Source organism: Dryocola sp. LX212 (assembly GCA_041504365.1).
Classification (GTDB): Bacteria; Pseudomonadota; Gammaproteobacteria; order Enterobacterales; family Enterobacteriaceae; genus Dryocola.
The window spans coordinates 15,738-41,962 of the sequence record CP167918.1 but is presented as its reverse complement, the minus strand read 5'-3'; the positions used below and the strand labels follow the sequence as shown (position 1 = coordinate 41,962).

General features: G+C 45.5%; 20 protein-coding genes. 15 read left to right on the top strand and 5 right to left on the bottom strand.

From position 1 onward, the window contains the following. Nucleotides 1-807: 807 nt before the first annotated feature. The 5 genes from ACA108_22360 (at nt 808) to ACA108_22340 (ending at nt 8,577) form a co-directional block, all read left to right on the top strand. On the top strand, nt 808-1,227 hold the full coding sequence (locus tag ACA108_22360; protein ID XEX98203.1) for a hypothetical protein: 420 nt from the start codon (nt 808-810) through the stop codon (nt 1,225-1,227). A 403-nt stretch (nt 1,228-1,630) separates the two neighbouring features. Beyond that, nucleotides 1,631-2,038, top strand: coding sequence for a hypothetical protein (locus ACA108_22355; GenBank protein XEX98202.1), 408 nt, complete (start codon nt 1,631-1,633; stop codon nt 2,036-2,038). Nucleotides 2,039-2,056: 18 nt separating this feature from the next. Continuing rightward, complete coding sequence (locus tag ACA108_22350; protein ID XEX98201.1) at nt 2,057-4,330, top strand: hypothetical protein; 2,274 nt, start codon at nt 2,057-2,059, stop codon at nt 4,328-4,330. 726 nt (nt 4,331-5,056) lie between these two features. Next, nucleotides 5,057-7,531: an inverse autotransporter beta domain-containing protein gene (locus ACA108_22345; GenBank protein XEX98200.1), complete on the top strand. Its 2,475-nt coding sequence runs from the start codon at nt 5,057-5,059 to the stop codon at nt 7,529-7,531. A gap of 533 nt (nt 7,532-8,064) precedes the next feature. Beyond that, the gene (locus ACA108_22340) at nt 8,065-8,577 is read left to right on the top strand and encodes a hypothetical protein (protein XEX98199.1); all 513 of its coding nucleotides are present in this window, start codon (nt 8,065-8,067) and stop codon (nt 8,575-8,577) included. A 181-nt stretch (nt 8,578-8,758) separates the two neighbouring features. On the opposite strand, the gene ACA108_22335 is transcribed toward ACA108_22340, so the two are convergent. Beyond that, a complete protein-coding gene (locus tag ACA108_22335; GenBank protein XEX98198.1) occupies nt 8,759-9,232 on the bottom strand; it encodes a glycine zipper 2TM domain-containing protein in 474 nt (157 codons plus the stop codon). Nucleotides 9,233-9,876: 644 nt separating this feature from the next. Beyond that, the gene (acs, locus tag ACA108_22330) at nt 9,877-11,790 is read right to left on the bottom strand and encodes an acetate--CoA ligase (protein XEX98197.1); all 1,914 of its coding nucleotides are present in this window, start codon (nt 11,788-11,790) and stop codon (nt 9,877-9,879) included. A gap of 402 nt (nt 11,791-12,192) precedes the next feature. On the opposite strand from acs, the gene ACA108_22325 reads away from it, so the two are divergent. The 3 genes from ACA108_22325 (at nt 12,193) to ACA108_22315 (ending at nt 14,442) form a co-directional block, all read left to right on the top strand. Continuing rightward, on the top strand, nt 12,193-12,684 hold the full coding sequence (locus ACA108_22325; protein XEX98196.1) for a hypothetical protein: 492 nt from the start codon (nt 12,193-12,195) through the stop codon (nt 12,682-12,684). Nucleotides 12,685-12,934: 250 nt separating this feature from the next. Continuing rightward, nucleotides 12,935-14,070, top strand: a protein-coding gene (locus tag ACA108_22320) for an IS3 family transposase (protein XEX98195.1) whose coding sequence is annotated in 2 segments (ribosomal slippage) — nt 12,935-13,181 and nt 13,181-14,070 — 1,137 coding nt in all. Because the reading frame shifts where the segments join, the coding sequence is not laid out codon by codon here. A 57-nt stretch (nt 14,071-14,127) separates the two neighbouring features. Further along, nucleotides 14,128-14,442, top strand: coding sequence for a transposase (locus ACA108_22315; protein XEX98194.1), 315 nt, complete (start codon nt 14,128-14,130; stop codon nt 14,440-14,442). Nucleotides 14,443-14,792: 350 nt separating this feature from the next. Here the strand turns inward: ACA108_22315 and ACA108_22310 are convergent, their stop codons facing one another. Then, nucleotides 14,793-15,809 carry a RepB family plasmid replication initiator protein gene (locus tag ACA108_22310; protein XEX98234.1) on the bottom strand — a complete coding sequence of 339 codons (1,017 nt, stop codon included), beginning with the start codon at nt 15,807-15,809 and terminating at the stop codon, nt 14,793-14,795. 810 nt (nt 15,810-16,619) lie between these two features. On the opposite strand from ACA108_22310, the gene sopA reads away from it, so the two are divergent. From sopA to ACA108_22295, 3 genes are all read left to right on the top strand, one after another. Beyond that, nucleotides 16,620-17,786, top strand: coding sequence for a plasmid-partitioning protein SopA (gene sopA, locus ACA108_22305; GenBank protein ID XEX98233.1), 1,167 nt, complete (start codon nt 16,620-16,622; stop codon nt 17,784-17,786). After that, nucleotides 17,786-18,754: a ParB/RepB/Spo0J family plasmid partition protein gene (locus tag ACA108_22300; protein XEX98232.1), complete on the top strand. Its 969-nt coding sequence runs from the start codon at nt 17,786-17,788 to the stop codon at nt 18,752-18,754. The genes sopA and ACA108_22300 overlap by 1 nt, the downstream gene beginning before the upstream one ends. A gap of 628 nt (nt 18,755-19,382) precedes the next feature. Beyond that, nucleotides 19,383-19,973 (top strand): recombinase family protein, encoded by a 591-nt coding sequence (locus ACA108_22295; protein XEX98231.1) that lies wholly within the window; start codon nt 19,383-19,385, stop codon nt 19,971-19,973. 40 nt (nt 19,974-20,013) lie between these two features. Here the strand turns inward: ACA108_22295 and ACA108_22290 are convergent, their stop codons facing one another. Beyond that, a complete protein-coding gene (locus tag ACA108_22290; GenBank protein ID XEX98230.1) occupies nt 20,014-21,099 on the bottom strand; it encodes a Gfo/Idh/MocA family protein in 1,086 nt (361 codons plus the stop codon). 161 nt (nt 21,100-21,260) lie between these two features. Between ACA108_22290 and ACA108_22285 the strand changes: the two genes are divergently transcribed. The 3 genes from ACA108_22285 to ACA108_22275 all read left to right on the top strand — a co-directional run bounded on the left by ACA108_22285 (nt 21,261) and on the right by ACA108_22275 (nt 22,974). Then, entirely contained in the window at nt 21,261-22,169 is a 909-nt protein-coding gene (locus ACA108_22285; GenBank protein ID XEX98235.1) for a LysR substrate-binding domain-containing protein, read from the top strand. 221 nt (nt 22,170-22,390) lie between these two features. Continuing rightward, on the top strand, nt 22,391-22,612 hold the full coding sequence (locus tag ACA108_22280; protein ID XEX98229.1) for a type II toxin-antitoxin system Phd/YefM family antitoxin: 222 nt from the start codon (nt 22,391-22,393) through the stop codon (nt 22,610-22,612). Next, on the top strand, nt 22,609-22,974 hold the full coding sequence (locus ACA108_22275) for a type II toxin-antitoxin system death-on-curing family toxin (GenBank protein ID XEX98228.1): 366 nt from the start codon (nt 22,609-22,611) through the stop codon (nt 22,972-22,974). Before ACA108_22280 ends, ACA108_22275 begins: the two co-directional genes overlap by 4 nt. A 167-nt stretch (nt 22,975-23,141) precedes the next feature. Here the strand turns inward: ACA108_22275 and ACA108_22270 are convergent, their stop codons facing one another. After that, nucleotides 23,142-24,344 carry an IS256 family transposase gene (locus ACA108_22270; GenBank protein ID XEX98227.1) on the bottom strand — a complete coding sequence of 401 codons (1,203 nt, stop codon included), beginning with the start codon at nt 24,342-24,344 and terminating at the stop codon, nt 23,142-23,144. Between the two features lie 243 nt (nt 24,345-24,587). Here ACA108_22270 and ACA108_22265 point away from each other — a divergent pair, with 243 nt between their 5' ends. Beyond that, on the top strand, nt 24,588-25,625 hold the full coding sequence (locus ACA108_22265; protein ID XEX98226.1) for a fimbrial protein: 1,038 nt from the start codon (nt 24,588-24,590) through the stop codon (nt 25,623-25,625). Nucleotides 25,626-26,225 lie beyond the last annotated feature (600 nt).

The following is a 26,225-nucleotide window of genomic DNA, read 5'->3' as shown; positions in this document are numbered from 1 at the left end:
GGGTGTGAATATCAGTTTTGGGATGAGAGTAAACACCAAGAAAATAACCAGTTTAATTTCAAAACAATATGGTTTCCTTAAACGCTGAAAAAAACCTGGCACGCCAGTACAGACTTAATACAAAAAACTCAAACATTTGTTAACCCAAAATTGTGACACCATGTGTGGGAGGTTGATAGTAATCGCTTGTTAAAAAATCCGAATGTATTAATCAAGATCGTAGTTATGATTTCACACACTGTACACTTCGGCTGAATTTATGAGCTCGACCATATAAATCAGATGATAGTAAAAGCGATGAAATTTTATTCCTGATGGTACCAAGGCTCGACCAAGAGACCGGGTGGTGCGGGTAGTCTCGCTGACGAAACAAATTATATAAGCATAGTACTCCCGTTGCAGAAAAAACAATAAAGCCCAGTAACACGTGTTCGTGTAAAATATGGGCTGGGCTGTAAAAATCATTATTTAACATAATAATTCAATTAACAATAAACACAAGACATGGCTTATTCACAAAACATCTAACTTTAAATTTAGGCCATGTAAAAATGATACAACATGCATGCTTTAGATTCTCACAGAGAATACCACGTAATTAATATCACCTAATTCTATATTATGGTTTAATTGTAGTAAGTAAATGATTTGATAATTCAGCACCTATGACGCAACTGATGATTCAAATTAATTTGCGGGGGATCAATAAAAAATGCATCGCGTAATGATAATGTATAATTTATCAAAAGTAGTGATTCATCATAAAAATGACATTAGTAATACAATAATTACTTTTCTGGAGGGGGTATGAATAAGGTTCTGGGGGCGTTATGTTTGATTCACTGTCAAACAATAGATTCACAGCGTGGCATCTGTGATGGTACAAAAGAATGTCCTTACAGATTAAAGATACATACGAAATTGCAGCAAACTTATCTTGAAATTTCGGAGAGTGGCATAATCGTGGATGCCATGCTTTCGTGTAATCCAGCTCGACAAAATATCCTTGTTTTCATGGCGAGTGTAATGGGGGCGGATTTTTTAGCAATGCAATATAATTTTCTACAATATGTTATTGACGGAAACTGGTCCAAAGCAGCTTGGGAAGTCGAACACAGTAGCTGGGGACGAGAAAATAATACTTTGGCGACTTATTGTTCCAACGTGATGAAGTTAGGGATCTGGTCACTTCCTTCGGACCTTGATGCACTTATATCCACAAAGTAATGCCTAACGAGACTGCTTACTGTTAACTTTTGTCGCCCCTGGAATCCAATAGTGTACTTTTTGGTATGCGGAGCATGTTGTGCAACATAAAAATGTGCAATGATGAGGTAATATTTCATCGTTTAGTATGCTGACTGCCTTTGCTCATTTCTGATAAAATAAGGAACACAGTATACTTTATGATATTAGTTGATCTGATGTAGTTCAGCTGATTTTCGAGCTTTCTTCTGAGTGGTCCTTGAATGAGATCACAGGTCTTGCGGAAAACATGCTAATGAGATTGTCTTTTTTTATATATTCGCAAAATCTCTTAAAGATGAAGAAAGTAGGCCCGGTTTGTCGTATTCCGGTTTTGTTAACGATCAGCCTGCCGGCTTCGGTACTGATACCTGAGGTTTTTTGAATGAAGGCTAACATTGCGCAAACCCTTTTTGTCTTGGCCGGGTTAGTGTCCTTACAAGGCTGTGTTTCAAAACCCATAGAGCCATTGAGCGGTCCAAATACAGTTACTTCAGCTGAACTTTCTGTACAGAACTCACCTCGTAAAGAGGATTGGCTTCAGACATGTTTATATGAGACATCTCAGCTGGTTGAGATATCCCCTCAAAAATACACAGAAAAAAAAGAACAACTTTATCAGAATATCCGTGAGGCTAAATATTTCGCCTCCGTTGCACCCCATGTTTCAGCGGATACAAAAATGGTTATGACCCCTTATTATCAATATAAACTATATGATATCTGTACTGAACTTTCCCACGATATGTATAACGAGTTGAAAGCAGGTAAGTTTCCTGCAAAGGAAAAATAGTCCTACTGAGACCCTGGAATGAACATTAATCGCTGTGTGGCCATCATCTGCTGTTTGCTTGTTTCTTTCACTACCTCCTCCAAGGCGGCCTCATCGAGTGAAGAACAGTTTTTATCCGATATATCGTCCATCAAATTACCTGGAGATCCCCCTCCCAGCGTCCGAAAAGGCTCATCTGAGTCGTCAGATAACACAATAAATCACTCACAACCTTCGGTCTCTTCTATTAAAAATAATATAAGTCATCAGGGCCATGAGGATGTGCTGAAGAAAGAGAATCGGATGTTACGTCAGAGGATAGCTTCTCTTCAGAACAAACTGAGAAAAAAACAGCAAGTTGCGAGAGCACCAGTGGTTCCTTCACAAGCACAGGAGCATCTTTCTCAGGACAATACGGAGCTGATGAAAAAAAACACCTCGCTAGTCGCCCAGGAGAAAGATCTAAATCAGCAGATCTCCTCACTGCAGGTGAAACAGAGTGAAATGTATAAAACCATTTCGCTGCAAGAAAAAGCTCTCTTTTTAGCACAACAGAACCTTTCATTGACCCAGCATAGTGTTAACAAAGATCGCGATGAAAACTCGCTACATCAGCAAATTACTCTCCTTCAAAAATCGTTAAAAGAAAATCAGATATCCAGGGTTAAAGAAGCCCAGTCTCTACAGGCGCAGCTTGACACGCTGAGCAAACAGAACGCAGAACTGACGGCGAAGAACGATACGCTCAGCGCTGACGGAGAAAAACTGCGGCAGCAGATGAGCGCCCGAGATACACAGCTGACGGGTAGCCAGAAAGCAGCCGCAGAGGCGGCCGCGGCTCTGCAGGCGAAGCTGGATACGCTGAGCAAGCAGAACGCAGAACTGACGGCGAAGAACGATACGCTCAGCGCTGACGGAGAAAAACTGCGGCAGCAGATGAGCGCCCGAGATACACAGCTGACGGGTAGCCAGAAAGCAGCCGCAGAGGCGGCCGCGGCTCTGCAGGCGAAGCTGGATACGCTGAGCAAGCAGAACGCAGAACTGACGGCGAAGAATGATACGCTCAGCGCTGACGGTGAAAAACTGCGGCAGCAGATGAGCGCCCGAGATACACAGCTGACGGGTAGCCAGAAAGCAGCTGCAGAGGCCGCCGCGGCTCTGCAGGCGAAGCTGGACACGCTGAGCAAGCAGAACGCAGAACTGACGGCGAAGAACGATACGCTCAGCGCTGACGGTGAAAAACTGCGGCAGCAGATGAGCGCCCGAGATACACAGCTGACGGGTAACCAGAAAGCAGCCGCAGAGGCCGCCGCGGCTCTGCAGGCGAAGCTGGACACGCTGAGCAAACAGAACGCAGAACTGACGGCGAAGAACGATACGCTCAGCGCTGACGGAGAAAAACTGCGGCAGCAGATGAGTGCCCGAGATACACAGCTGACGGGTAGCCAGAAAGCAGCCGCAGAGGCGGCCGCGGCTCTGCAGGCGAAGCTGGACACGCTGAGCAAGCAGAACACAGAACTGGCGGCGAAGAACGATACGCTCAGCGCTGACGGAGAAAAACTGCGGCAGCAGCTGGAAACTCTGCAACAGGAATTGAATGATAATCAGACATCCCGAGCGGAAGAAGTCAAAACGCTGCAAGTGAAAGTAGATGCGTTGAATAAACAAAACATGGCTCTCACAGCCAACCCTTCTACGCCATCTGATAGTAACAAGGCTATTTCGCTTGATACTCCTCTTCAGCAACATTCTTATACTTTAGGGGCAATTCTGGCCGAAGACACTCGCGCCCGGGTAAAAGAAAGCAGTGCGATGGGAATAGATATTGATAAAGGAATAATGCTGACTGGATTGCAGGATGGTTACAACGGACACCTGCGAATAGATAAAGATAAATTAAAGTCTATAAGCGATGAGATGAACCATGTCGCTACATCAGCATTGAAAAAAGAAGCGGACAGCGGGAAGAAACGTCTGAATAAAGCCGTCGTTGGAAAAACAATTCTCGACCAAAAAGGTGGCGTTGTTGTTGTGCTTGATAAAAAAGGTCGTAGCGAATACAACAAAGGTGACAAAGTCATTTTTGACTCCATCGAAAAGATCGTTGGCGGGAAGTCGATAGTGAATTCATATAATAATAAAGTTACTTACACGGATAACATGTCCTTTATGCTTAAGTCCGCAGTTGAGGGTGGAAAGAAAGGCGGGCAGGTAACATTATATGGCTTTGCCGGTAATATATATACCCCATCCAGTCTTCCTGAAGGAGTTAAAGTCGATACACCTGTTCAAGTATCCTTGCATTTGCACTAAGTACTTAAGGTGGCGAAAGGTTCTCACTTCGCCACCTTATTATTACTGAGATAAAATTGATGGAAGATCAATGTAACACTCTGTCCGCAGTTAGCTGAAATCTTTGTATCCTTCCAGTCCGGTATCTCTTTGCAAGACAACTATTGAGCAATATTCATTACGTCTTATTCAGCTTCCTGACCAGGGGACTGCTCCACAGTGGCGGTGATCTGTTCACAAGACAAACGGTATTATCCACTTGCTAGCCCTGCAGCACATCTATCAAACCCACGTCCATCCATGCCCTTTGGCTTGCTGGCATCACGAATACATCGACCAATCTGTAGCGCCCCCACTCCCGCACTTGCGTTAAGTATATTTATCGGTACACAGACTCTATGCTAAAACGACACGCAAATTACTCTGTGTATTAGGCTTTCAGGAGCATTGTACTACTGGATTGATGTTTACTCGTACATTGTTCAGGAAGATAGACAACGTAAAACAAATAATTGGTATTACCGTCCACTTCTCTGTTTTAGAATCATTATTAAATTAAAGTGATAAATAATATTAAAATATTTTTGCTGAATTACACTTCAGAAAAAAAAGAATGTTTTTCATTACGTAAGAACGCAACCAGCCCGCATCATAAAAGGCCCTATAGCCATTCTCAAAAACACCAATTATTCAAAAAGGAAAACCCATCGTTATATCAAGATACATTTTGATTTAAAGATAAATCAAATGGCAGCCGTTATAATTTATTTTTTAGAGCTTCTGGCGCGGGCCGAAAACTATCGGTTTGTTGTCATATTAGTGGAATATACTTATATGTCTGATAGAAGTATTCTTATCAGAGCAATAGTTTTTTTGTTGCTCACTTTTCATTTTATTAACGGTTTGGCTGCGAGCAAGTCCGATCCGTCAAGTTCGGAACCTCAGTCCCTCAATGGGCAAGACTGGATCAAATCACAACTTACAAATGAAGCTGATCAGAAAATCAATGATTTTCTGGGGCAGTTCGGAACAGCCAGAGCAAATTTTAACACTGGCGATCATTTCGATGGCAGCGCGTTAGATTTACTGTTGCCTTTGTATGATCGGCCTGACAGTTTGTTGTACAGCCAATGGGGATGGCGCCGCCAAAACTCTCGAAACACGCTTAACTGGGGATTGGGATGGCGCTACCAACCAGGAAATGGCTGGTTATTTGGCGGGAATGTCTTTTTAGATGATGATATTACCGGTGATAACCGACGAGCCGGCCTCGGGCTGGAGTTGTGGCGAGATTACCTTAAGCTCTCCGTCAATGGTTATGCTGGTACAACAGACTGGCACACCTCAGATTTGCACGCCGATTATGATGAAAAACCAGCGAATGGTTTTGATATTCGGATGGCCGCATTTTTACCCGATTACCCGCAGCTTGGCGGCGTGCTGAAATATGAAAAATATTACGGTAAGGACGTCGCGTTGTTTGATGACGATACCCTGCAAAATAATCCGTATGCCGTCACAGCAGGAGTGACCTACACCCCTATTCCGTTGCTTGATCTGGCGTTAGAACAAAAAAAAGGAAGCGGACAACAACATGATACGCACGTTGAAATGAATATTACCTGGCGTCCTGGTGTTTCTCTGAACAGCCAACTTGATCCGCAGGAAGTTAGCACGACACGAGCTCTGGATGTTAGTCGTTATGATGTAGCGGATCGTAATTATCAGGTTGTGTTGCAGTATAAAAAGAAGCAGTTAATTCGCGTCTCTTTACCCGCGCATTTACAGGGATATGGCGGTGATACAACCCGCGTGAACGCCACCGTGACATCACGCCATCCTGTCACAGCCATTGACTGGGACATGCATCAATTGACCGCTGCCGGTGGCAATTGGCGCCTTTTGACGATGGATAGTGTAGAAATTACGTTTCCCCCTTATCAAAGCGGGGGTAACAATCTGTTTAAAATTGGTGCCATCGCCAGAGACGACCAGGGAAACGCATCACCTGAAGCATGGAGCACCGGTGAGGTGCTGTATTCCGATGATGACGATAAACCAACCCGCACCGGGACGTTAACTGTGGTGTCGGATAATGCTAAAGCGGATGGTCTCTCCTACAACAGAGTACAGGCTAGCATCACTGATGATAGTGGTACCCCGCTGAAAGGGGAAACCATCACGTTTCAGGCCAGCAACGGTGCACAAATTACGCCGCAAAGCGGACAAACGGATGCAGATGGTCTACTCAGCGCTACCCTCACCTCAACTCAACCCGGAGAGAGTGAGGTTATTGCGAACCTGAAGCAAGGGGGAAGCCGGAGTGTTATGACGCATTTTGTCGGCGATGCTCCCCCAGTAGAGACTCTTACCGTAATCTCGGATAATGCCAGAGCGAATGGTAGCGCTAGTAATAGCGTACAGGTAAGAGTCACAGATGATAGTGGCACTCCTCTGAAAGGAGAAAACATTACGTTTCAGGCCACTAACGGTGCACAAATTACACCGCAAAGCGGACAAACGGATGCAGATGGTCTGCTCAGCGCCACTCTCACATCAACTCAGCCCGGTGAAAGTGAAGTAACCGCCAGCCTGGATGGTGGAGAAAGCCAACAGGTCGTCACCCACTTTCTCGGGGATACGCTTCTGACGCTGAAAGTGATAAAAGATAATGCTGTGGGCGACAATATCGAAACGGATGAAGTTGAAGCATGGGTTACGGATACCCAGGGCCAGCCAGCCCCAGGCATCCCCGTAACGTTCTCAGCATTATCGGGTTTTGCGGAAGTAGATACGCCGCAAGCAACGACTGATGCTCAAGGCCGAGCTACCACCACAATTCGTTCAAAAGTGACCCACAATACAGTGACGGTCCAGGCTTCTACAGATGATAATAAGACGGACACAACGGAGGTTCATTTTTATCCCATGAGCTATCGTAGCGAAATTGAACGTAATAACGCCCCCGCTGACGGTAAGTCTGAAGATGTTTTTGCGGTTACATTGACACGGTATGATGGTAGCCCTGCTGCCGGTAAGACTGTGAATTTTGAAAGCCGTTTTCCGGGCATGACTCTTTCAAGATCGTCAGGGCTTACGGATAGCCAGGGTGTTGCGCGAGTCAGCGCGACGGCCATACGGCCAGGGAGGTACCTTCTGATAACCGAAGCTCCAGGGGCTGCTACCTGGCAGACACCATTGATCTTCACTGCTCCCAGATAGCCTCTTTCATTTGAAGATACTGTTGGCTGAAACGCCAACAGTATCAAAAACTAAATTTGTCATAGCCTGGAAAGGTAAAATGCGTCTGGGAACTGAATCGTCATGGATAATCTAGACACTTCTGACACAGAATTATGAATGCTCTCTCAATCAGGTCGCCCGTCCTGTCCTTACCTACTGACCACCGTTAATACAGTTCTGTATCACTGATGTCGTCTGAAGTTATGAAGTTTTACTTGACATATTCTATCAAAATGCCAGTTTTTTTGGGGGGATCCGGCTTATACAGAAGTCCCAATCATTTTGTTGTTCGAGAATATTTTGTTATTACTAACGAAGTTGATTGAATCTATGTAGTTTCATCTGATTTGTTTGAAGATATCTGCGTATTATCTTAGCATCCAAGAAAAATATTCTTGATCAGATTGAACTTATTTGTACACACGAATAAAAATATGACATAATTTATATTAAAGACAACCTTGATTCAAAATTGCAGATCACTAAAGATGTATTTTTTAAATAAAAAAATAATGACATTGTCCATTCTGTTAATTTTTTCCAACAGGAGCGGCGCCCAAGAAATCATCACGTCACCACAAATGATAGGTAACTCACTTCTGCAAGTAGCAACATACACATCGCCCGCTATTCTTAGAGAAGATGCGTTGCAACAGCGTCAGGGGATAGATTACGATCACTGCCTTTCATCAGACACCATTTATATACACACTTTCACACTCCCCCTTATCGGGCATAGTTGCCTCATCATGGGGCAAGACAAACGCACTAAAAAAATAACAGGGATAATTATCAGCGGCCCTCATACTGCATCTTCTGGTTTTAGGAACCTCATATACCGTCTGATCGATGTAGTGGAAGATAATCACCATCGAACAGCTATACAGAACCTCCGTCTTCAAGTGTTTTTAACCATTCATGAATGGTATAATAGTAGCATCTCTATGAGTCTCAATGGATTTAATTATCGTTATTATACTAACGATAAGCATCGCATTTTTATCCTGACCTCCAGTAGTGAATGATAATGAGCATTTCAGAACAAGAAGACGTTATGGTCATATTTTGGGGGGGTATTGCGACTTCTGATCACCGGGTCAGAGCTTCATTCATCAGTTACCCATCTCCATTACGCTACTCCAGATCGGTTGTATACCTGAAGCCTAACATAATAAGGCTTCAGGATAGACATATGAACCTAAACCGTTAGCGAGGAGATACCGTTACCTGATGACCGTCGCTTGCGAGTGCAACGCGCTCTCCGACCGTAAATACAGACGGCCCCTGCTTTTGAACCACCATAACAGTTTTGCCATCATCTTTGCGAATTTCCAGTTCCACACCCTGTTCTTTGTTCATTTCGCCCTGAATTTTCTGCCCCGCCATTCCGCCCGCTACAGCCCCAGTAGCAGTGGCAAGGGAACGGCCTTTCCCCCCACCAATTGTGTTACCCAGGAAACCACCAAGTACAGCTCCTCCAATACCACCGGCAACGTTTGTATCACCCCCAGCCTGCAGTTGAACAGGACGAACGTGAGTGACCGTTCCATAGGATACCGTCTGAATTGCTTTGGCATCTGAGGCCTGATAAACATCCCCTGCGTAACGGTTGCTATTAATGCAACCTGTTAACGTTAAAGCCAAAAATGGAACAGCCAAAAGGGATTTGTGTACAATCATATATACTCCATAACGAATTAACTAGTATTTTTTGATAGCAATAAAGCCTACAAAAAAATCAATCCTCGCTATTAATAAGTAAAATGATTGGTTATGGAAGACTTATTCTATGTAATTTAATATTTTCCATTGTGTTACATCATATCTTTAAATCTCCATTTTTTATTCATTATTTGAACCTCGTGACTTATTGAGCACAAAGAGTGCTACAGATACCACATGTTTTTAACATACTGCGAAAAACGTAAAAGGAGAGTGCTATGTCATAAAACAGATAAAAGCTCCTCAGAGCTTTTACGTTTCACCTCTTTCAAAGTTTTTTTCTGAAAAAGAACCTGTGTCAGGTCTTGTTCATCAAGTAGCATTTGTAATACCACCATCTCCTTTCCCATCACATCAAAATACTCGTTGCAAAGTGATTTAATGCGTGACTTCAGACATGCCTGGCATGTGCAGACTACCCTCCTGTAACAGGACCAGACAACAGCGCCCGAGAAGGTGACATACTTCATAATGATCTTCATAGCTTACAATTAAACGGCTCATTTCTTTCTCCTTACACTGGCAGATATATTTCTCCTGCTAAAGAGAATAATCCCCATAATTTGGATGGCTCAGGCAGGCAGACAAGTTTGTTGCGGACCTTATCTTTCATTTTTTCGCTGCAACAAATCGTAAAGCACCTCCTGATCAGCCAAGGAAGACAAGTCACCCAACTCCCCAATTTCGCCGACAACAATCTTCCTCAGTAATCGGCGTAAAATTTTTCCTGAACGTGTTTTAGGCAGATGGGGGGTCCAATGGATCACCTCCGGCACCGCCAACGCACCAATTTTTTCTCGTACACGTACACGAAGTTCAGTGGACAATGATTCCGACACTTTTTGACCTTCCATCAAGGTCACAAAAGCATATACCGATTCGCCCTTAACAGGATGGGGCTGTCCGACTACCGCCGCTTCGCAAACTACGGGGTGTGATGTGATGGCTGATTCAATTTCGGCTGTTCCTAGTCGATGTCCTGAAACATTGAGAACATCATCCACCCGTCCCGAGATCCAGAAATGCCCCTCTTCATCCTGCCAGGCGCCGTCACCGGTAAAATAACTACCAGGCACAGTTGAGAAATAGACTTCTTCAAATCGGGCGTGATCGCCATAAATAGTCCGGGCCTGACCGGGCCAGGAGTCGCGGATGACAAGATTTCCTCGGGTCATAGGGGGCACCGCTTTTCCGTTATCATCTACAATATCCGCTCGGATACCAAATAATGGAGTCGCCGCAGCACCCGGTTTATTTTCACCATTGATCGGTGCAATCATGATCCCCCCGGTTTCCGTTTGCCACCAAGTATCAATCACCGGGCATCGGCCATTTCCAAAGACATCTTTGTACCATCGCCAGGCTTCAGGATTAATCGGCTCACCAACTGTTCCCAACCGGCGTAAGGAAGTACGGTGTGAATTACCCAGTGCAGTAACGCCGACAGACATCAAGCTGCGAATAAGAGTCGGGGCAGTGTAAAACATATCGACATTGTGCCGATCAATCATTGTAGCCAGTCGATCTGCCGATGGTGAACACGGTATTCCTTCATACATAACCGTCGTTAGACCTGCACATAATGGGGCATATAGCATATAGGTATGCCCTGTTATCCACCCCACATCGGCGGTACACCAGAAAATTCGAGAATCACCAGCCAGTAAACGGAAGGTACTGTGGGCATAAACAAGATAACCTGCCGTTGTATGTAGAAGCCCCTTTGGTTTTCCTGTCGAACCAGAAGTATAAAGAATAAACAGAGGGTCTTCTGCTTTCATAGATACAGGTTCTACAAGCGGTGATGTGCGGCTCATCAACTCGTGCCACCAATGATCAATTTCGGGTTCCCAGGAAATATCCCCCCCAGTCCGCCGGAATACTATGGTCTGCCGGACATCATGCCCCAGAGATTCCCGGCAGTACTTTCGTGCCTGATCGACACAAGCTTTCAGAGAAATAACTTTCCCTCCTCTCAACCCTTCATCTGCAGTTATCACCAGCCGGGAGCCAGCATCGGCCATGCGCTCTGCCAGCGCTTCGGCTGAAAATCCAGCAAAAACAACGCTATGAACAGCCCCAATACGTGCACAGGCCAACATGGCAATAGCGGTTTCAGGCACCATGGGCATATACAGTGTTACCGTATCGCCTTTACGAATTCCCATAGAATGCAGTACACCGGCAAAACGGCAAACCTGATCCAATAACTGACGATAGCTCAGATTACGGCGTTCTTTGTCATCATCGCCTTCCCAGATAATTGCTATTTGATCACCACGGGCCTCCAGATGCCGATCAAGGCAGTTTACTGAAACATTTAGCTTACCGTCCTCAAACCAACGGATATTAACTTTGCCAGGAGAGAAGGATGTATCCTTGACCGTAGTAAAGGGGGCAATCCAGGAAATATGTGAAGCCTCTTCTCGCCAGTAAGCTTCAGGGTGAGTAACAGAAAAGTAATATTGTGCAGGGTAACTGCCCCTATCTGGGGAAAATGCCTGAGATGATGACATACTGTTCTCTCTATAGTTTTGGATAGTCTCGGGATAATACACCCGGTCATATAGCCAGATAACAAATAGCCATGTACTTAATAACCCTATGGCATAACAAATTCAAACCGGCAATGTTACATTATGAAATAATATTTCTTCCGTGAAATGATGAGATGAGAGAGAAAGCACAAAAAAAAACCAACAGTTTCCATGTATATAAGGGTTTGCAAAAAAAAACCAACAAAAAAGTATTTAAATAGTCTTTAAATGATTCCTAAAAACATGCACCCCTTACACTTTACTTACATTATGATAATTATAAACAGTGCACATCCTTTTCGGATGGGGCTACTATTGATGACAAACAGCACTTACGCTTAAAAAATATGCATGCCATCTGGCCGGAAAGAGGATTTTCAAATGCAGAATGATACCGTATCCCCTCCACTACATCTTCCAGAAATGAAAGTTACGCAAGAAAACTCTGATAATGTGTTGATAAGGAGAACGTTTCTTCTTTCCGAGCAAGCTGATCGCTCACTTATTAGACAGGTCGCACTCAATAAGCTTAACGATAAAAAACCGATTTCCGTCAGTGCCCTTCTTCGCCAGATAATTGAATCTCATATAACACTGAGTGATGAAGAACGGCGAGCATCTTACACCACTTATAATCCTCTTAGTTTCAACATTACACTTAGCGGAAACATGGATGAAATAAGGACACTTGATGATTATCGCCAACGCCGTGCAAATAAAACCAACAGAACATTTACATTACTTAAATATCAACTAGTGGCAATTGAACGTCAGGCTGCACTAAATAGATATGAAAACATTGGTCCGCAAACTGTGAACGCTATATTGCTTCAATTAGTTAATGAACACCTACAAAAAACGGAACCTACCTGATTAATCGAGGACACATCCGTATCTCAAATGGTAATCAACTTAACTATAGGTATATAAATCACCCTTTAAATTGTAGTGGGGTACTAAATGTGGTCACATGAATATAAATAATGGACTGACCTCGCTCCAGTAGACGATCCTGCCCTATAGTTGGACTGACCCCGCCCCGGTAGACGATCCTGCCCTATAGTTGGACTGACCCCGCCCCGGTAGACGATCCTGCCCTATAGTTTGAGCATAGGAGGAGCGTATGGGCACACCACGATTTACACCTGAATTTAAGGAAGAGGCTGTCCGTCAGATAACGGAACGCGGTTATTCCGTCGCCGAAGTATCTGACCGTCTGGGCGTTTCTGCACACAGCCTCTACAAGTGGCTACGGGCGATTAAACCCGATAACAGCGAGCAGCATGCCCGGGATTTACTGGAGGCCAAAAGCGAGATCCTGAAACTACGGGCGCAGCTAAAACGTACCGAAGAGGAACGGGATATTTTGAAAAAGGCCGCGCGGTACTTTGCAAGGGAGCCCGACTGAAGTACCGCTTTATCAATGAGCACCGCACTGTATGGGGTGTGATGACGATGTGTCGGGTACTCAATGTCGCCCGGGCCGGGTTCTATGCGTGGCTGCACAACCCGGTCTCGGCACGTGATAAAGATAACCAGCGCCTGCTGACGCTTATCCGTGACTCATATTCACTGAGCGGAGGCGTATACGGTTACCGGCGGGTTCATGGCGACCTGAACGAAATCGGGGAAACCTGCGGCAAAAACCGGGTGGGTCGTATTATGCAACTGAACCGGATCAAAGCCGTACGCGGCTATAAAGCGCCGCGTCGTATCGCTGGTCGACCTTCAGTGGTTGCCCCGAATCGCGTGCAGCGGCAGTTTACTGTTGTCCGGGCCAATCAGGTCTGGGTCACCGACATCACTTACATCCGCACCTGGCAGGGCTGGTTGTATCTGGCGGTGGTTATCGATCTCTTCGCCCGTAACGTGGTCGGCTGGTCGATGAAACCCACTCTCTCACGCGAACTGGCGCTGGATGCGCTGATGATGGCGGTCTGGCGACGTAAACCCGACGGCGAGGTTATCGTGCACTCAGACCAGGGCAGCCAGTACGGCAGTGACGACTGGCAGCGCTTCTGCCGGGCCAATAACCTGGCTCCGAGCATGAGCCGGCGTGGCAACTGCTGGGATAATGCGGTGGCCGAATCGTTCTTCAGTTCACTGAAAAAAGAGCGCATCAGGAAGAGAATATACAAAACCCGGGATCTGGCCCGGGCGGATATCTTCGATTACATTGAAGTATTCTATAACCGGTCCCGGCGCCACAGTCATCTCGGCGGCGTCAGTCCGGAGGCCTTTGAACAGGCCTCATCGTGAGGACAGAATTTGTCTACTGTCGTGGGGTCAGTCCAAGTTTGAGCATAGGGGGAGCGTATGGGCACACCACGATTTACACCTGAATTTAAGGAAGAGGCCGTCCGTCAGATAACGGAACGCGGTTATTCTGTCGCTGAAGTTTCTGACCGGCTGAGCGTCTCTGCTTTCGGTCTCTACAAATGGCTTCTGGCCATCATCAATGAACATCGTGCTGTAAGGGGTATCATGACGATGTGTCGGCTACTGAACGTCGCCCGGGCTGATTTTATACGTGGTTATAAAGTTGTGCATCGTATACTTCCGTCGTTGTCCCTAATCGTGTACAGAGGCAGTTTACCGTCATGCAGGCTAATCAGGAGTGGGATGCACTGATGATGAAAACTCCTATGGTTGGTCATCATGCACTCAGGTCAGTACGGCAGTGACGGCTGATAACGTTTCTGCCAGGCTAACGACCTTACTCCGAGTTCAAGGGCAGAATCGTTTACCGAGGCTGAGTGAGACCACTATTAGCTGATTACAATGGGAAAACCACTATGGACAGCAACCGGGCATTGATGAACTGTAGAATTCAAGCATTAGCACCAATGTTAAACAACCACTATGGCAAGCAAAATCATTCTGTAATCACTATAGCGAGTAAATCAGCAACACATCCACTATAGAGAGTAAAAGAAAAGGTTCGAAGCGTGAAAGTTAAGTGCAATAGCTCTCTATAGTGGTTACTTCAATTTTCCATGGCGGATACGATCCAATAATTGCTTTTCAGCAGGCGATAATCGCACAAGCTCCCCTTCACTTTGCTCATTTCTTTCATCTATCTCAATGTATTCTTCGCCAACAAGGGGTAATCCATGTGGAAGATCACCTGGACGGAGCTTTGGACGTCGTTCATGAATGATAAAATAGACGATTTTACCGCGCTTTACTTCTGAGTAATCTAAATAGCCAATGTCGCGTAGTTGCTCCATCGCTTTACGAACAGTCGCATTTTGAGTAATAACTCTTGATGTCAAATTTAGCCGTGCACGCAACCGAGCAAGAGAAACAGGTGCCGGATTAGATGGCAGGCTTTCGATATAGGTATAAAGTGCCTGAGCAGATTCTTTACGTGATAAGGCGTTGATAGCCCGAAGTTGTAGCAATACTTTCCTATCGAATTGATAAAGCTCAAAAATCTTAGGATCCGCTTGAATAGTGACCAGGTCTGTCTTCGGGCTATACTTAGCAGACTGAACTAAGTGGGTAACGTAGTAATCGCCTGCCTTGTTCGAAAAAGATAGGGTATTAGTTGCAATACGTGCCAAGGAAGAATCGAGACGTTTACGAAGTCTTGCAGATGAGCGCGCGGAAGGGATACCACAAAGCTTCACAAATTCCACAAACGGTAGACTAACACTATCACCGATAATTTTATGACGCGCAAAAGCATGGATGATTCCGACCCATGTTTTAAAGTCGCTATCCATATCAAGGCGAGCACCGGTGATTTTAATGTTTTCATAACCTTCAGCTTTAACCAGCGAGAGCTGACTAAGCTCACTGGTGACATCCATGGAGGCCATCAGTCCAGTTCGACCCCGAGCAGTTGACTTCAGTGTGGGCACAAACAAACCAAGACGCATAAGCGCTACTGGTTGGACAGTATTACTAGAATTTGGTGTCAGGGTAACAACAGTCCCTGTTTCTTTATCCGTTTCACAAAATGAACTCTTAATCAGATAATTATCCTGCTCCATACTGGATCCTTTCCCATTCATACTGAACTCGCTGAATACAGTGGATAATACATTGACTATAGCGGTTGAACCACGAGCTACACCTTAAAATTACTCTCTATAGTGGATATTGACCATTATGGCTAGTGATTTGGCTGTCATCCTTAAAAAATAGTAGACCATTCCCTCACTCGATGATTTATCCACAACAAATACATTTTGCACTGTCTCTAGTGGTTGTTGACTTCAACCTACAGTGGTTAGAACGCTAACTATAGTAGATGCTTTGCATACTCTAGCGGTTGGTTTCCAATCTATAGTGGATGAAACACTCTCTATAGTGGTTTTTTTTTGCTGTAAACAATTGTTTTAAATAAGGAAATAGCAACTGGGATCTATTAGGATCTTTTTTGGATCTTATTAGGATCTTATTAATGATCTAAAACTTGGATCGACACAGTGGATATGTGGATATATTCTACAAAAATGTGTACGCAGTTACTTAAAGTACAGTGCAATTGCGCTTCCTCACCGCTCGCTCGCTTCGCTCGGTCACTTGTTGCGGCGAGCACTACATAATTACTACTATCATGAAAATATCCTATCTTATTGTATTTATAGTAAAAAATTAATTGCAACAGTATAAATCCATTATTGAAGCCCTCATCAAAAAACCAACCAATACAGTAAGTAGGCTTCAGTAACTAAGAGTTCCACTCCTTATACTGCCTCATAAATGACGACTTTATCGTCTTTGCGCCATAAATGTTGCTTTGCAATTAAATTCAAGATTAAATGTATTGATGCAAAGTTAAATATAAGGAGCATTCTATGGGGTTGATGGATACTCTTGACCAGTGCATTGCAGCTGGTCATGAAATGACAAAAGCGATTGCCATTGCTCAATTTAATGACGATAGCCCTGAAGCCAGGAAAATTACACGGCGGTGGCGTGTAGGAGAAGCTGCTGACCTAATCGGCGTTTCTTCGCAGGCTATACGTGATGCCGAAAAAGCAGGCCGCCTTCCCCACCCTGATATGGAAATGCGTGGCCGGGTAGAACAGAGAGTTGGATACACCATTGAACAAATCAATCATATGCGGGACATGTTTGGTACCCGGCTTCGCAGGCCGAATGAAAGTGTCCCTCCTGTTATCGGAGTAGCTGCGCACAAAGGAGGGGTTTACAAAACATCTGTCTCGGTGCACCTTGCTCAAGACTTTGCTTTAAAAGGGCTTCGTGTCCTTCTGGTGGAAGGCAATGATCCACAAGGTACAGCATCGATGTACCATGGGTGGGTTCCAGATTTGCATATACATGCTGAGGATACACTTCTCCCTTTCTATCTTGGTGAACGTGATGATGCTTCATATGCCATAAAGCCTACGTGTTGGCCAGGTCTTGATATTATTCCTTCCTGCCTTGCATTGCATCGGATCGAAACAGAACTGATGGGACGTTATGATGAAGGGAAATTACCTACTGAACCCCATATGATGCTTCGGCTTGCAATAGAAACCGTTGCGCAGGATTATGATGTTATTATTATCGACAGCGCACCAAACCTTGGTATTGGAACGATTAACGTTGTATGCGCTGCTGACGTATTGATCGTACCTACTCCCGCAGAACTCTTTGATTATACTTCAGCTCTACAGTTTTTTGACATGTTACGCGACCTATTAAAAAACGTGGATCTGCAAGGTTTTGAGCCTGCTGTCAGAATACTTCTTACAAAATATAGTAATAGTAATGGCTCTCAATCCCCCTGGATGGAAGAACAAATCCGTGATGCCTGGGGAAGCATGGTTCTCAAAAATGTTGTTCGCGAGACAGATGAAGTTGGAAAAGGCCAGATTAGGATGCGCACTGTTTTCGAACAAGCAATTGATCAACGCTCGTCGACTGGAGCCTGGAGAAATGCGCTTGCGATATGGGAACCTGTTTGCAATGAAGTTTTCGACAGACTCATCAAGCCTCGTTGGGAGATTCGATAATGAAACGAGCTCCAATTATTCCCAAAACATCTCCTGCGCAGCTCACTACTCATCAAATTGCTGCACCGGCGGCGCCTATGGTGGATTCCCTTATTGCAAGAGTTGGTTCTATGGCCAAAGGCAATACTATTAGCCTCCCCGTTTGTGGTCGAGAAGTTAAATTCGTGCTCGAAACACTAGCTGGAAATACAGTAGAAAAGTCCACTCGAGTATGGGCTGGTAATGAGCGTGATCAAGAATTTCTAACGGAATATGCCCTGGATGATCTAATACCTTCATTTCTTGTTAATGGGCAGCTGAATCCAGCGTTTGGTCGAAAAGTTGGAGATTGTATAGAAGTCGCGGATGGCAGTCGACGTCGTATGACCGCTATCCTGACATCAAGTGAATATCGTGTTCTTGTCGGTGATCTCAATGATGAACAAATGGATTCGCTATGTAAACTGGGTAACGATTATCGCCCTACAAGCTCTTATGAAAGAGGGAAGCGTTACTCTTTCCGTCTTAATAATGAGTTCAAAGGAAATATTTCTGCGTTAGCAAAAGCGGAGAATATTTCCAGGAAAATTATTACAAGGTGCATCAACACCTCAAAACTCCCTCGTGAAGTGATCGCCCTCTTCTCTCATCCTGGTGAGTTGTCTGCTCGTGCTGGTGAGAATTTAAGTTGCCTATTTAATGATAACGAATCGTTATTGCATGCCAAGATACTTGAATTAACAGAAAAGCGTAAAAGCGGATTTGTGATGGAGACTGAAGATATTATCCAGGAATTAATTGGTGGCCTGAAAATATCGAAAGGTGTTCCGTCAGGTTCTCCAGTAAAACGTGAGTTTGTTCCCGGTGCAATAGCTCAATACAAAGGTAATAAGGTGATATTTAGTTTGGACCGCTCTAAAATCCCACAACACTGTATTGAACAGGTGGAAAAAATCTTAGAACAATTACAAAAGACCGAAGCGGACTAACTCCTCACACTTTTTTTCAATGTTCCTGTTCACACAACTGGGACCGCGGTCCCAACTACCTACCTGGGACCATGGTCCCAGTCGTATTTCTGCAATAAACCAATTTAAAATCACATACATATGGAGAATGACTTTTGTCATATGGTCTGCTGTTGATCATCGCTCATGGGGGAAGGGGACACTCTTTCGAAAAGAAGACCACGATAAAAAAGCCGCTAGTTTGGCCTGAATTATGCGCCTTTGTGTTGCGTTATTTTTTTTATAAGTATGGTTCATCTCGTCTATAACGTGTCCGTTGTTACCCTGAACTAAAATTCACTCTGGTCTGTGTACCATCCAGGGCTGCGGAAGATGTTGGGAGGTGACCTTGACCCAAAATCCTGTTCATTCAGAAAACACATTCGGGGCGGAGTAATTTCATCATCTGGAATAACCAGCAAGCGTTCCTACTCTTCACTGCTCAGTATCTGTCGCCGTAGCACGCGTAAAGTTTCCATATGTTATGGGTTAACAGTGACCGAAACCGGTCGGTTTCGTACACCCTCTTGTATATCTGTCCGAAAGTAAGTGAAATTAATTTCGTACAGGCGCTATAATTCGGACATCTATTTCGTACGGAAAGTTTCCTATGTCACGCGTTTTTGCTTATTGCCGGGTCTCCACTCTGGAACAATCCACCGAGAATCAGCGAAGGGAAATTGAAGCAGCGGGTTTTGCCATCAGAGCCCAACGACTTATTGAGGAGCATATCAGTGGCTCGGTTGCTGCCAGCGAACGCCCCGGATTTATCCGGCTGCTTGATCGCATGGAAAATGGTGATGTGCTGATTGTCACCAAGCTGGACCGCCTTGGGCGTAATGCCATGGATATAAGAAAAACAGTTGAGCAACTGGCTGCGTCAGATATTCGCGTTCATTGCCTCGCACTCGGTGGCGTCGATTTGACCAGTCCGGCCGGAAAAATGACTATGCAGGTAATTTCTGCTGTAGCGGAGTTTGAGCGGGATCTGCTGCTTGAGCGTACGCATTCAGGTATTGCGAGGGCAAAAGCAGCAGGAAAACGTTTTGGGCGCCCTTCGGCATTAAACGAACAACAACAACAGGCTGTAATGGCAAGAATTAATACAGGCACAAGCATCAGCGCCGTGGCCCGAGAATTCAATACCACACGGCAGACCATTCTGAGGATAAGAGCCGCAAAAACCTCATATTTAGCCTGATTCATGAAAATGAATCAGGCAAGCGACATGCTTTTCTCTTTTACCTGGAGAAACGCTCAGAAGACTCTGTGATCTTGTCAATTAACCGATGCTGACGCACTGCATCTTCAAATGTTGTCGCTTCGCTAGTTCCAGATGATTTATCCCTGGCATAGGCTGCATACAGATAAGCAACGTCCTGTGAACTGGCATCAAGATGAGATACAGGTAAACAGGTATATTCAGCTGGGACTGGTAGGTCGACAAACTGTTCGACACCATTGCGCATTCCCTGGATCAAGTTGTCATCTTCATTCTGGAATCCACGTGCATTCGTGATGCGTAAAACACCTTCTGTACCGGTGATGTCAATCTGAAGTCCTGTACGTAGTGTCTGTCCGCCTTCAAGCTGAACAGAGAATAATGCATCATTTGCCAGAGAGCCTATGATCATGACCTCGTTAGGGCGGGTATAGGGGATCTTCTCACCTGTTTCGGCAATCGTTGTGATCGGGAACTGGTTTTTAATGACAGCCGCAAGCTGTTGAGGGAAACCCACACCCTTGAAAAGCATATCGTGGAAATGACCACCATAGATGGATAACAGTTCAGTAAAGTTCCCTACGTCTACTGCCCATTTTGCAAACTCCGGCATGACTTCGCCAAAAGCGTCAACGCCCACGGACATTCGCACCGCGCGGATTTTACCCACATAACCCTGTTTAATCAGATCATGCCAGTATCGGGAACTGGGTGAGAAACGGCGCTGTAACCCGACAATATGTTTGACACCTTTCTCACTTGCCATCGCCAGAATTTCTTCTGACTCAGTCGTGCTCGTGGAAAGAGGCCACTCACTGTAGACATCCTTTCCAGCTTCAATCACTGCCTTCGCCAGTCGTCCATGTTCAGGTGTCGGAGCCAGAACAACAACCAGGTCTATGTCGGGGTTAGCCAGTAACGCCTCGGGGCTACCGTAAGCCTGGCTGATACCGAACTGTGCAGCATATTTTTCCACTTTCTCTTTGTTACGACCAGCGAGTGCCACAATGTCAAAATCACTCAACGACTTGAGTGCAGGAATGTGGCCATATCTGGCCCAGCCACCAGTACCAATAATACCTACGCGGATTTTACTGTTGTTCATACAGCCTTCTTTTTATCAGATTATTTGAACATCAGGCAGGCTGTAAGAATCAGCCCCCTGGGATGGAGGCAATAATATGATGATATTCCCTCGGGATTAATGGGGATGAATGGCATAACATATATGACATTTGTGTCACTAATGATTCGGTGCTCGAAATGATGGAAAAAATGAATGGTCTTGAAGTGTTTGTGCATGTGGCCCAGACAAGGAGTTTTATAGCAACAGGGCGAGTAAAAGGCATTTCATCGTCAGCAGTCAGCAAGAGCATTTCCAGACTGGAAGAACGTCTGGGTGTACGACTTTTCCAGCGAAGTACACGTTCGGTTCGCCTGACGTCAGAAGGCGAGGTCTTTCTGGAACGATGTCACCGTATTTTTGGTGAAATCCAGGCCGCAGAGGATGAACTGTCAGCGATGACAGAACAACCACGCGGAAGGCTCCGCGTCGGTCTTCCGCTGGCGGGAGGGCTGATGTTACCCATGATTTCACAATTCATGGAACGTTACCCCCAGATAGAACTGGACCTTGATTTTTCCGACAGATTGTCTGATGTCATTGAGGACGGAATGGATGTGGTCATTCGTGGCGGTGAGCTGAGTGATTCAAGACTGATATCCCGTCGCCTCGGCTCATTCCAATTGTGTATCGTTGGCTCACCAGATTACTTCAGGCATCAAGGAACCCCTGCCAGCCCAGAAGACTTATTCGGTCATTCCTGCCTGCACTATCGCTATCCCAGTACAGGGAAAATTGCTCAGTGGCCGCTTCAATACGCTGTAACCAGAGGAGGTATTCAGACTGTTCCTTTAACACTGACTTGCAGCAGCCTTGAAGTCCTGCTTTATATGGTGAAACAAGGTCGTGGTATTGCCTGTTTGCCTGATTACTCGGTAAAAGAAGCGCTAGCCACAGGTGAGGTGGTACCAATCCTGAATAATGATATGACGCATACAACCACTTTTCATATGCTCTGGCCCAGCACGCGGCAGATGACACCGAAGGTACGTGTTTTTGTGGATTACATGGCAGAAGTATTTAGCGACTACTTGGTTAAAAACCAAAAGTAAGCAGCAGAGAGTTTCACACTTTCGGCCCCAACTGGGCAATTAATAGCCTTAGCGTAGGATATTTTCCGTTTTCCAAGCGGACCCCGCAATCAACGTGACATCTTCACGCCACAGGAGCTGCCATATGCAGCGGTAACGCTTATAACCGATGGTTGAGTTGTCACAGGCTTAAATGTACAATTAAGCGTACGTTTCAACTCATTTCCTAAGGTACATTGTGTATGCAATCTATTAATTTTACTGCTGCTAGAGATAAACTGGCTTCTGTACTTGATGGCGTTGCCGCTGGCGAACCAGTAATGATAACCCGGCGTTCAGCCAAACCAGTGATTATCATTGACGCTGAACAATATGAAAAAATGCAGAAAATTCAGGCGGAGTCTGATTTTGACTGGCTTTTTACAGAGCATGGTAAAACCCTTCAGGCTCTTAAGAATCGATGATCAGCTTCCTTACAGGCAAAGATGTAATAAGCATCCATGATCGTATGATATCAGCGTATGGAGGGCTGGGAGGTTATTCTGATGCTGGCCGGATTGAGAGTATGGTCACACGGATCCTCAATCGTCATGTTTATGAAGGAGAGAGTGATATCTTCATTCTGGCTGCGGCGTATCTTCTGGCCGTAGCGAGAGGGCACAGTTTTAATGATGCAAACAAAAGAACGGCCTTTGCTTCAGCGATACTGTTTTTACGTCGTAATGGCGTTCTTGTCCAATACTCAGCAGATCATGAAGAACTCACGATCAAAGCAGCAGAAGGGGAGCTGAATGTATGGGACATAGCAGATAGATTGAGGAAATAACAGGTAAGGTATTGAATAATATAATTATCTCACTTAATTTAACATAATGCTGATTATGCGCACTAAGTGTGTTAGAACCATTTAGTAATGTCACTTTAGGGGCTGTGGGATTTAACCCTGCCGCAAAAATAGAGAGCATTCATAATTCTGTGTCACGTTAAAAATCACTACAACGTCATCACTTTATCGAGGCGGCCTTCAAAATAAATCGCCAGCTGCGACAATGTCAAATTCCAGCTCTGGATCGGCATTGTCCATTTTTCCTGCGCATTCATTAACCCCAGATAAAGCAGCTTCAACAGACTGTTTTCATTCGGGAATGCACCTTTCGTTTTCGTCAGTTTTCTGAACTGGCGGTGCACTGATTCAATGGCGTTTGTGGTGTAAATCACCTTACGGATCGTCGCCGGATACCGGAAGTAATGGGACAGATTCTCCCATTTTCTCCGCCATGACTGAATAACCACCGGGTACTGCTGGCCCCATTTCTCCTCCAGTTCATCCAGAGCCACCTCTGCCGCCTCTTTCGAGACTGCACGATAAACGGGCTTCAGGTCGGCCATGAACGCCTTATGGTGCTTTGAGGCGACATATTTAATCGAGTTGCGGATCTGATGGATAACACAGAGCTGAACTTCGGTATCCGGGTAAATGCTGTTTATCGCTTCCGGGAACCCCGTCAGGCCATCCACGCAGGCAATCAGAATATCGTTCACGCCGCGGTTTTGTAGATCGGTCTGCACCGACAGCCAGAAGTTAGCCCCTTCGCTTTCAGACAGATACAGGCCCAGGATCTCTTTCTTGCCCTCGAGATTCAGCGCAAGAACGGTGTACACGGCTTTGCTCTGATAACGCCCGTCTTCGCGGATTTTATAGTGAATGGCATCCAGCCAGACAAAGGGATAAACCGCTTCAAGAGGGCGTTGCTGCCACTGTTTCAGCTCAGGAATAACTTTATCGGTGACGGCACTGATCGTGGCGCTGGAGACGCTGAAAGCATACAGGTCTTCAATTTCCTGGCTGATATCTTTGTAACTCATGCCCAGCGCGAACATGCGGATGATCTTGCGTTCGATCTCATCGGAAAGCGTGGTCTGATGCTTTTTGACCAATTGAGGCTCAAAAGAGCCGTTACGATCGCGGGGCGTGGCGAGTTCAAAGGCACCGGTTGGCGTTTTGAGCGTTTTTTTGGACGAACCATTTTTCCGGTTAGCGGCAATATCCTGAGCCAGATGAGAGTCCAGCTCAGCAGCCAGCGCAGCCTCAGTTAACTGTTTGATTAACGGCGTTAAGATGCCATCTTTGCCAGTCAGAGCCTGACCATCCTGAAGTGCTTTCAGGGCTTTATCGAAATCGAAGGGTTGGGACATGTGTCATTCCTTTTTGATTATATATTACTGGAATGACACAGAATTTCTAACACTCCCCAAAAATAAGCATAAGGAACAACGAAGCTGTTTCGATCCTGTATGGCCATCACTCGCATCAACAGCCAGAAAAGGACTGAATTAGTCGTGATAGTGTACTTTCAAAAAGAATGCGCATGAACAGGGCATTTAATGCGGTCGTGTACCATATATAATTACTTTAAATTTTTTACACGGTATACATCAATGCTCAGAACAATTCTTATCCTGCTGGCGTTTTTCTCACAAGCAGCCACCGCTGCCGACTACGCGTGCAAACCAACTAATGGTACGTTACCCCTGAACTATGCATTTGGTGATTATCAGATAACAGATCCGGAGAAAAACACGCCGGGCACTATCGTGCCCGAAAAAACCCTGGATTCACCGAGCGCAACCACAGCAATAACATGCTCTTGTAGTACTACGTTTCCTAATTTTTGGTTATGGGCTGACACACCGTTAACCGGAGGTTCTTCCGATGGCAGTTATGTATATTATGACCTGCCTGGTAATGAATACCTGCAGGCAGGAATTCAGATAAAATCATCAAGTGACGGTGCATTCAGTAATGTGCCATTTGGCCCTTCACCGAACTTCACGGCAACTTATCCTTGCACCGGAGGATCAATAAAAACTGGTGGCGAAAATACAGGCGGGCAAATAAAAATATCGCTCCGGATAAAGAAATCATTTGTCGGCAATACAATAATTCCGAACACCCTTCTGGCTTCGACCTACTGGACCATTGGCGACACAGGCGGCACGGCTCACGGCCCAACAGCATTCACTAACATATATGTATCAGGCAATGTGACGGTACCACAAAACTGCGTCATCAATGCCGGCACCCAGATGGTGGTGGACTTAGGATCATTCTATACCGGAGACTTCAGCACTGTCGGCCAGAAACCCGAGAATTACACCCCAAAAACCTTCAACGTTCCCATTAAATGCAATGATATCTCTGCCTCTGCCAACCTGACATTGCGCATACAGGGCACCCCTTCCGCCGGTGTACCTGATGCAATGCAGTCGGATAACAAGGATATAGGCGTGGTTATTACGGACAGTATTGGGAATATTCTGCGGCCCAGCGATGCAAGCAGTACAATACCTTTCCTGCTGGATACCAGTAACAGCGCAAATGTGACATTGCATGCCTACCCGGTCAGCACTACCGGTAACACGCCGGCAGAAGGCCTGTTCACCACCCTCGCCTATCTGCGTGTGGATTTTTCTTAACGACATAGCTCGCAATACATTTCCACAAAAAAAGCGCGCACAGCGGCTTCAGTCGTAGACTTTGCGTCAATGGCCGATGGTGGCTAGCTCGTCGTCCCGGGTCTCGCACAGAATACGATATCACCCATGCGATAGCATCAGAACTCGCCCAGCTCGCCTTCCCTGACTGGCGGGGATCGGCGGTAACAGCAATGCGCAAAGCGATAAAACAGGTTGTTGATCGTGGTCATCCTGTTTCCTGCGTGGCAATACGCCTCGGTCTGTTGTTTAGCCGAGCTGCAATTTGATCCAGCTCATGTTACGTATCATCCGTGAGCGCTACGCTGAATTTGGTCCGACACTGGCGTGCAGGAAGCTGTCTGAAGTTCATGGTCTGCATCTGGCCAAAGAGACAGGGTCGTACCCTGTAGATGATAAAACGCGTTCTGTTCAGATCCCGGCATTGCCGAACAGCTCATAAAACTTATCAGGCCGTATTATGTTGATATTAAGCCGGCACTGATGGCTGAGTATTCTGAATGATAAGCAGTTATAATTTAAGTCTAATGATTAAAAAATCTGCCCTCGGACTGATGGGCGGAAAGTCAAACAAAATCTCTA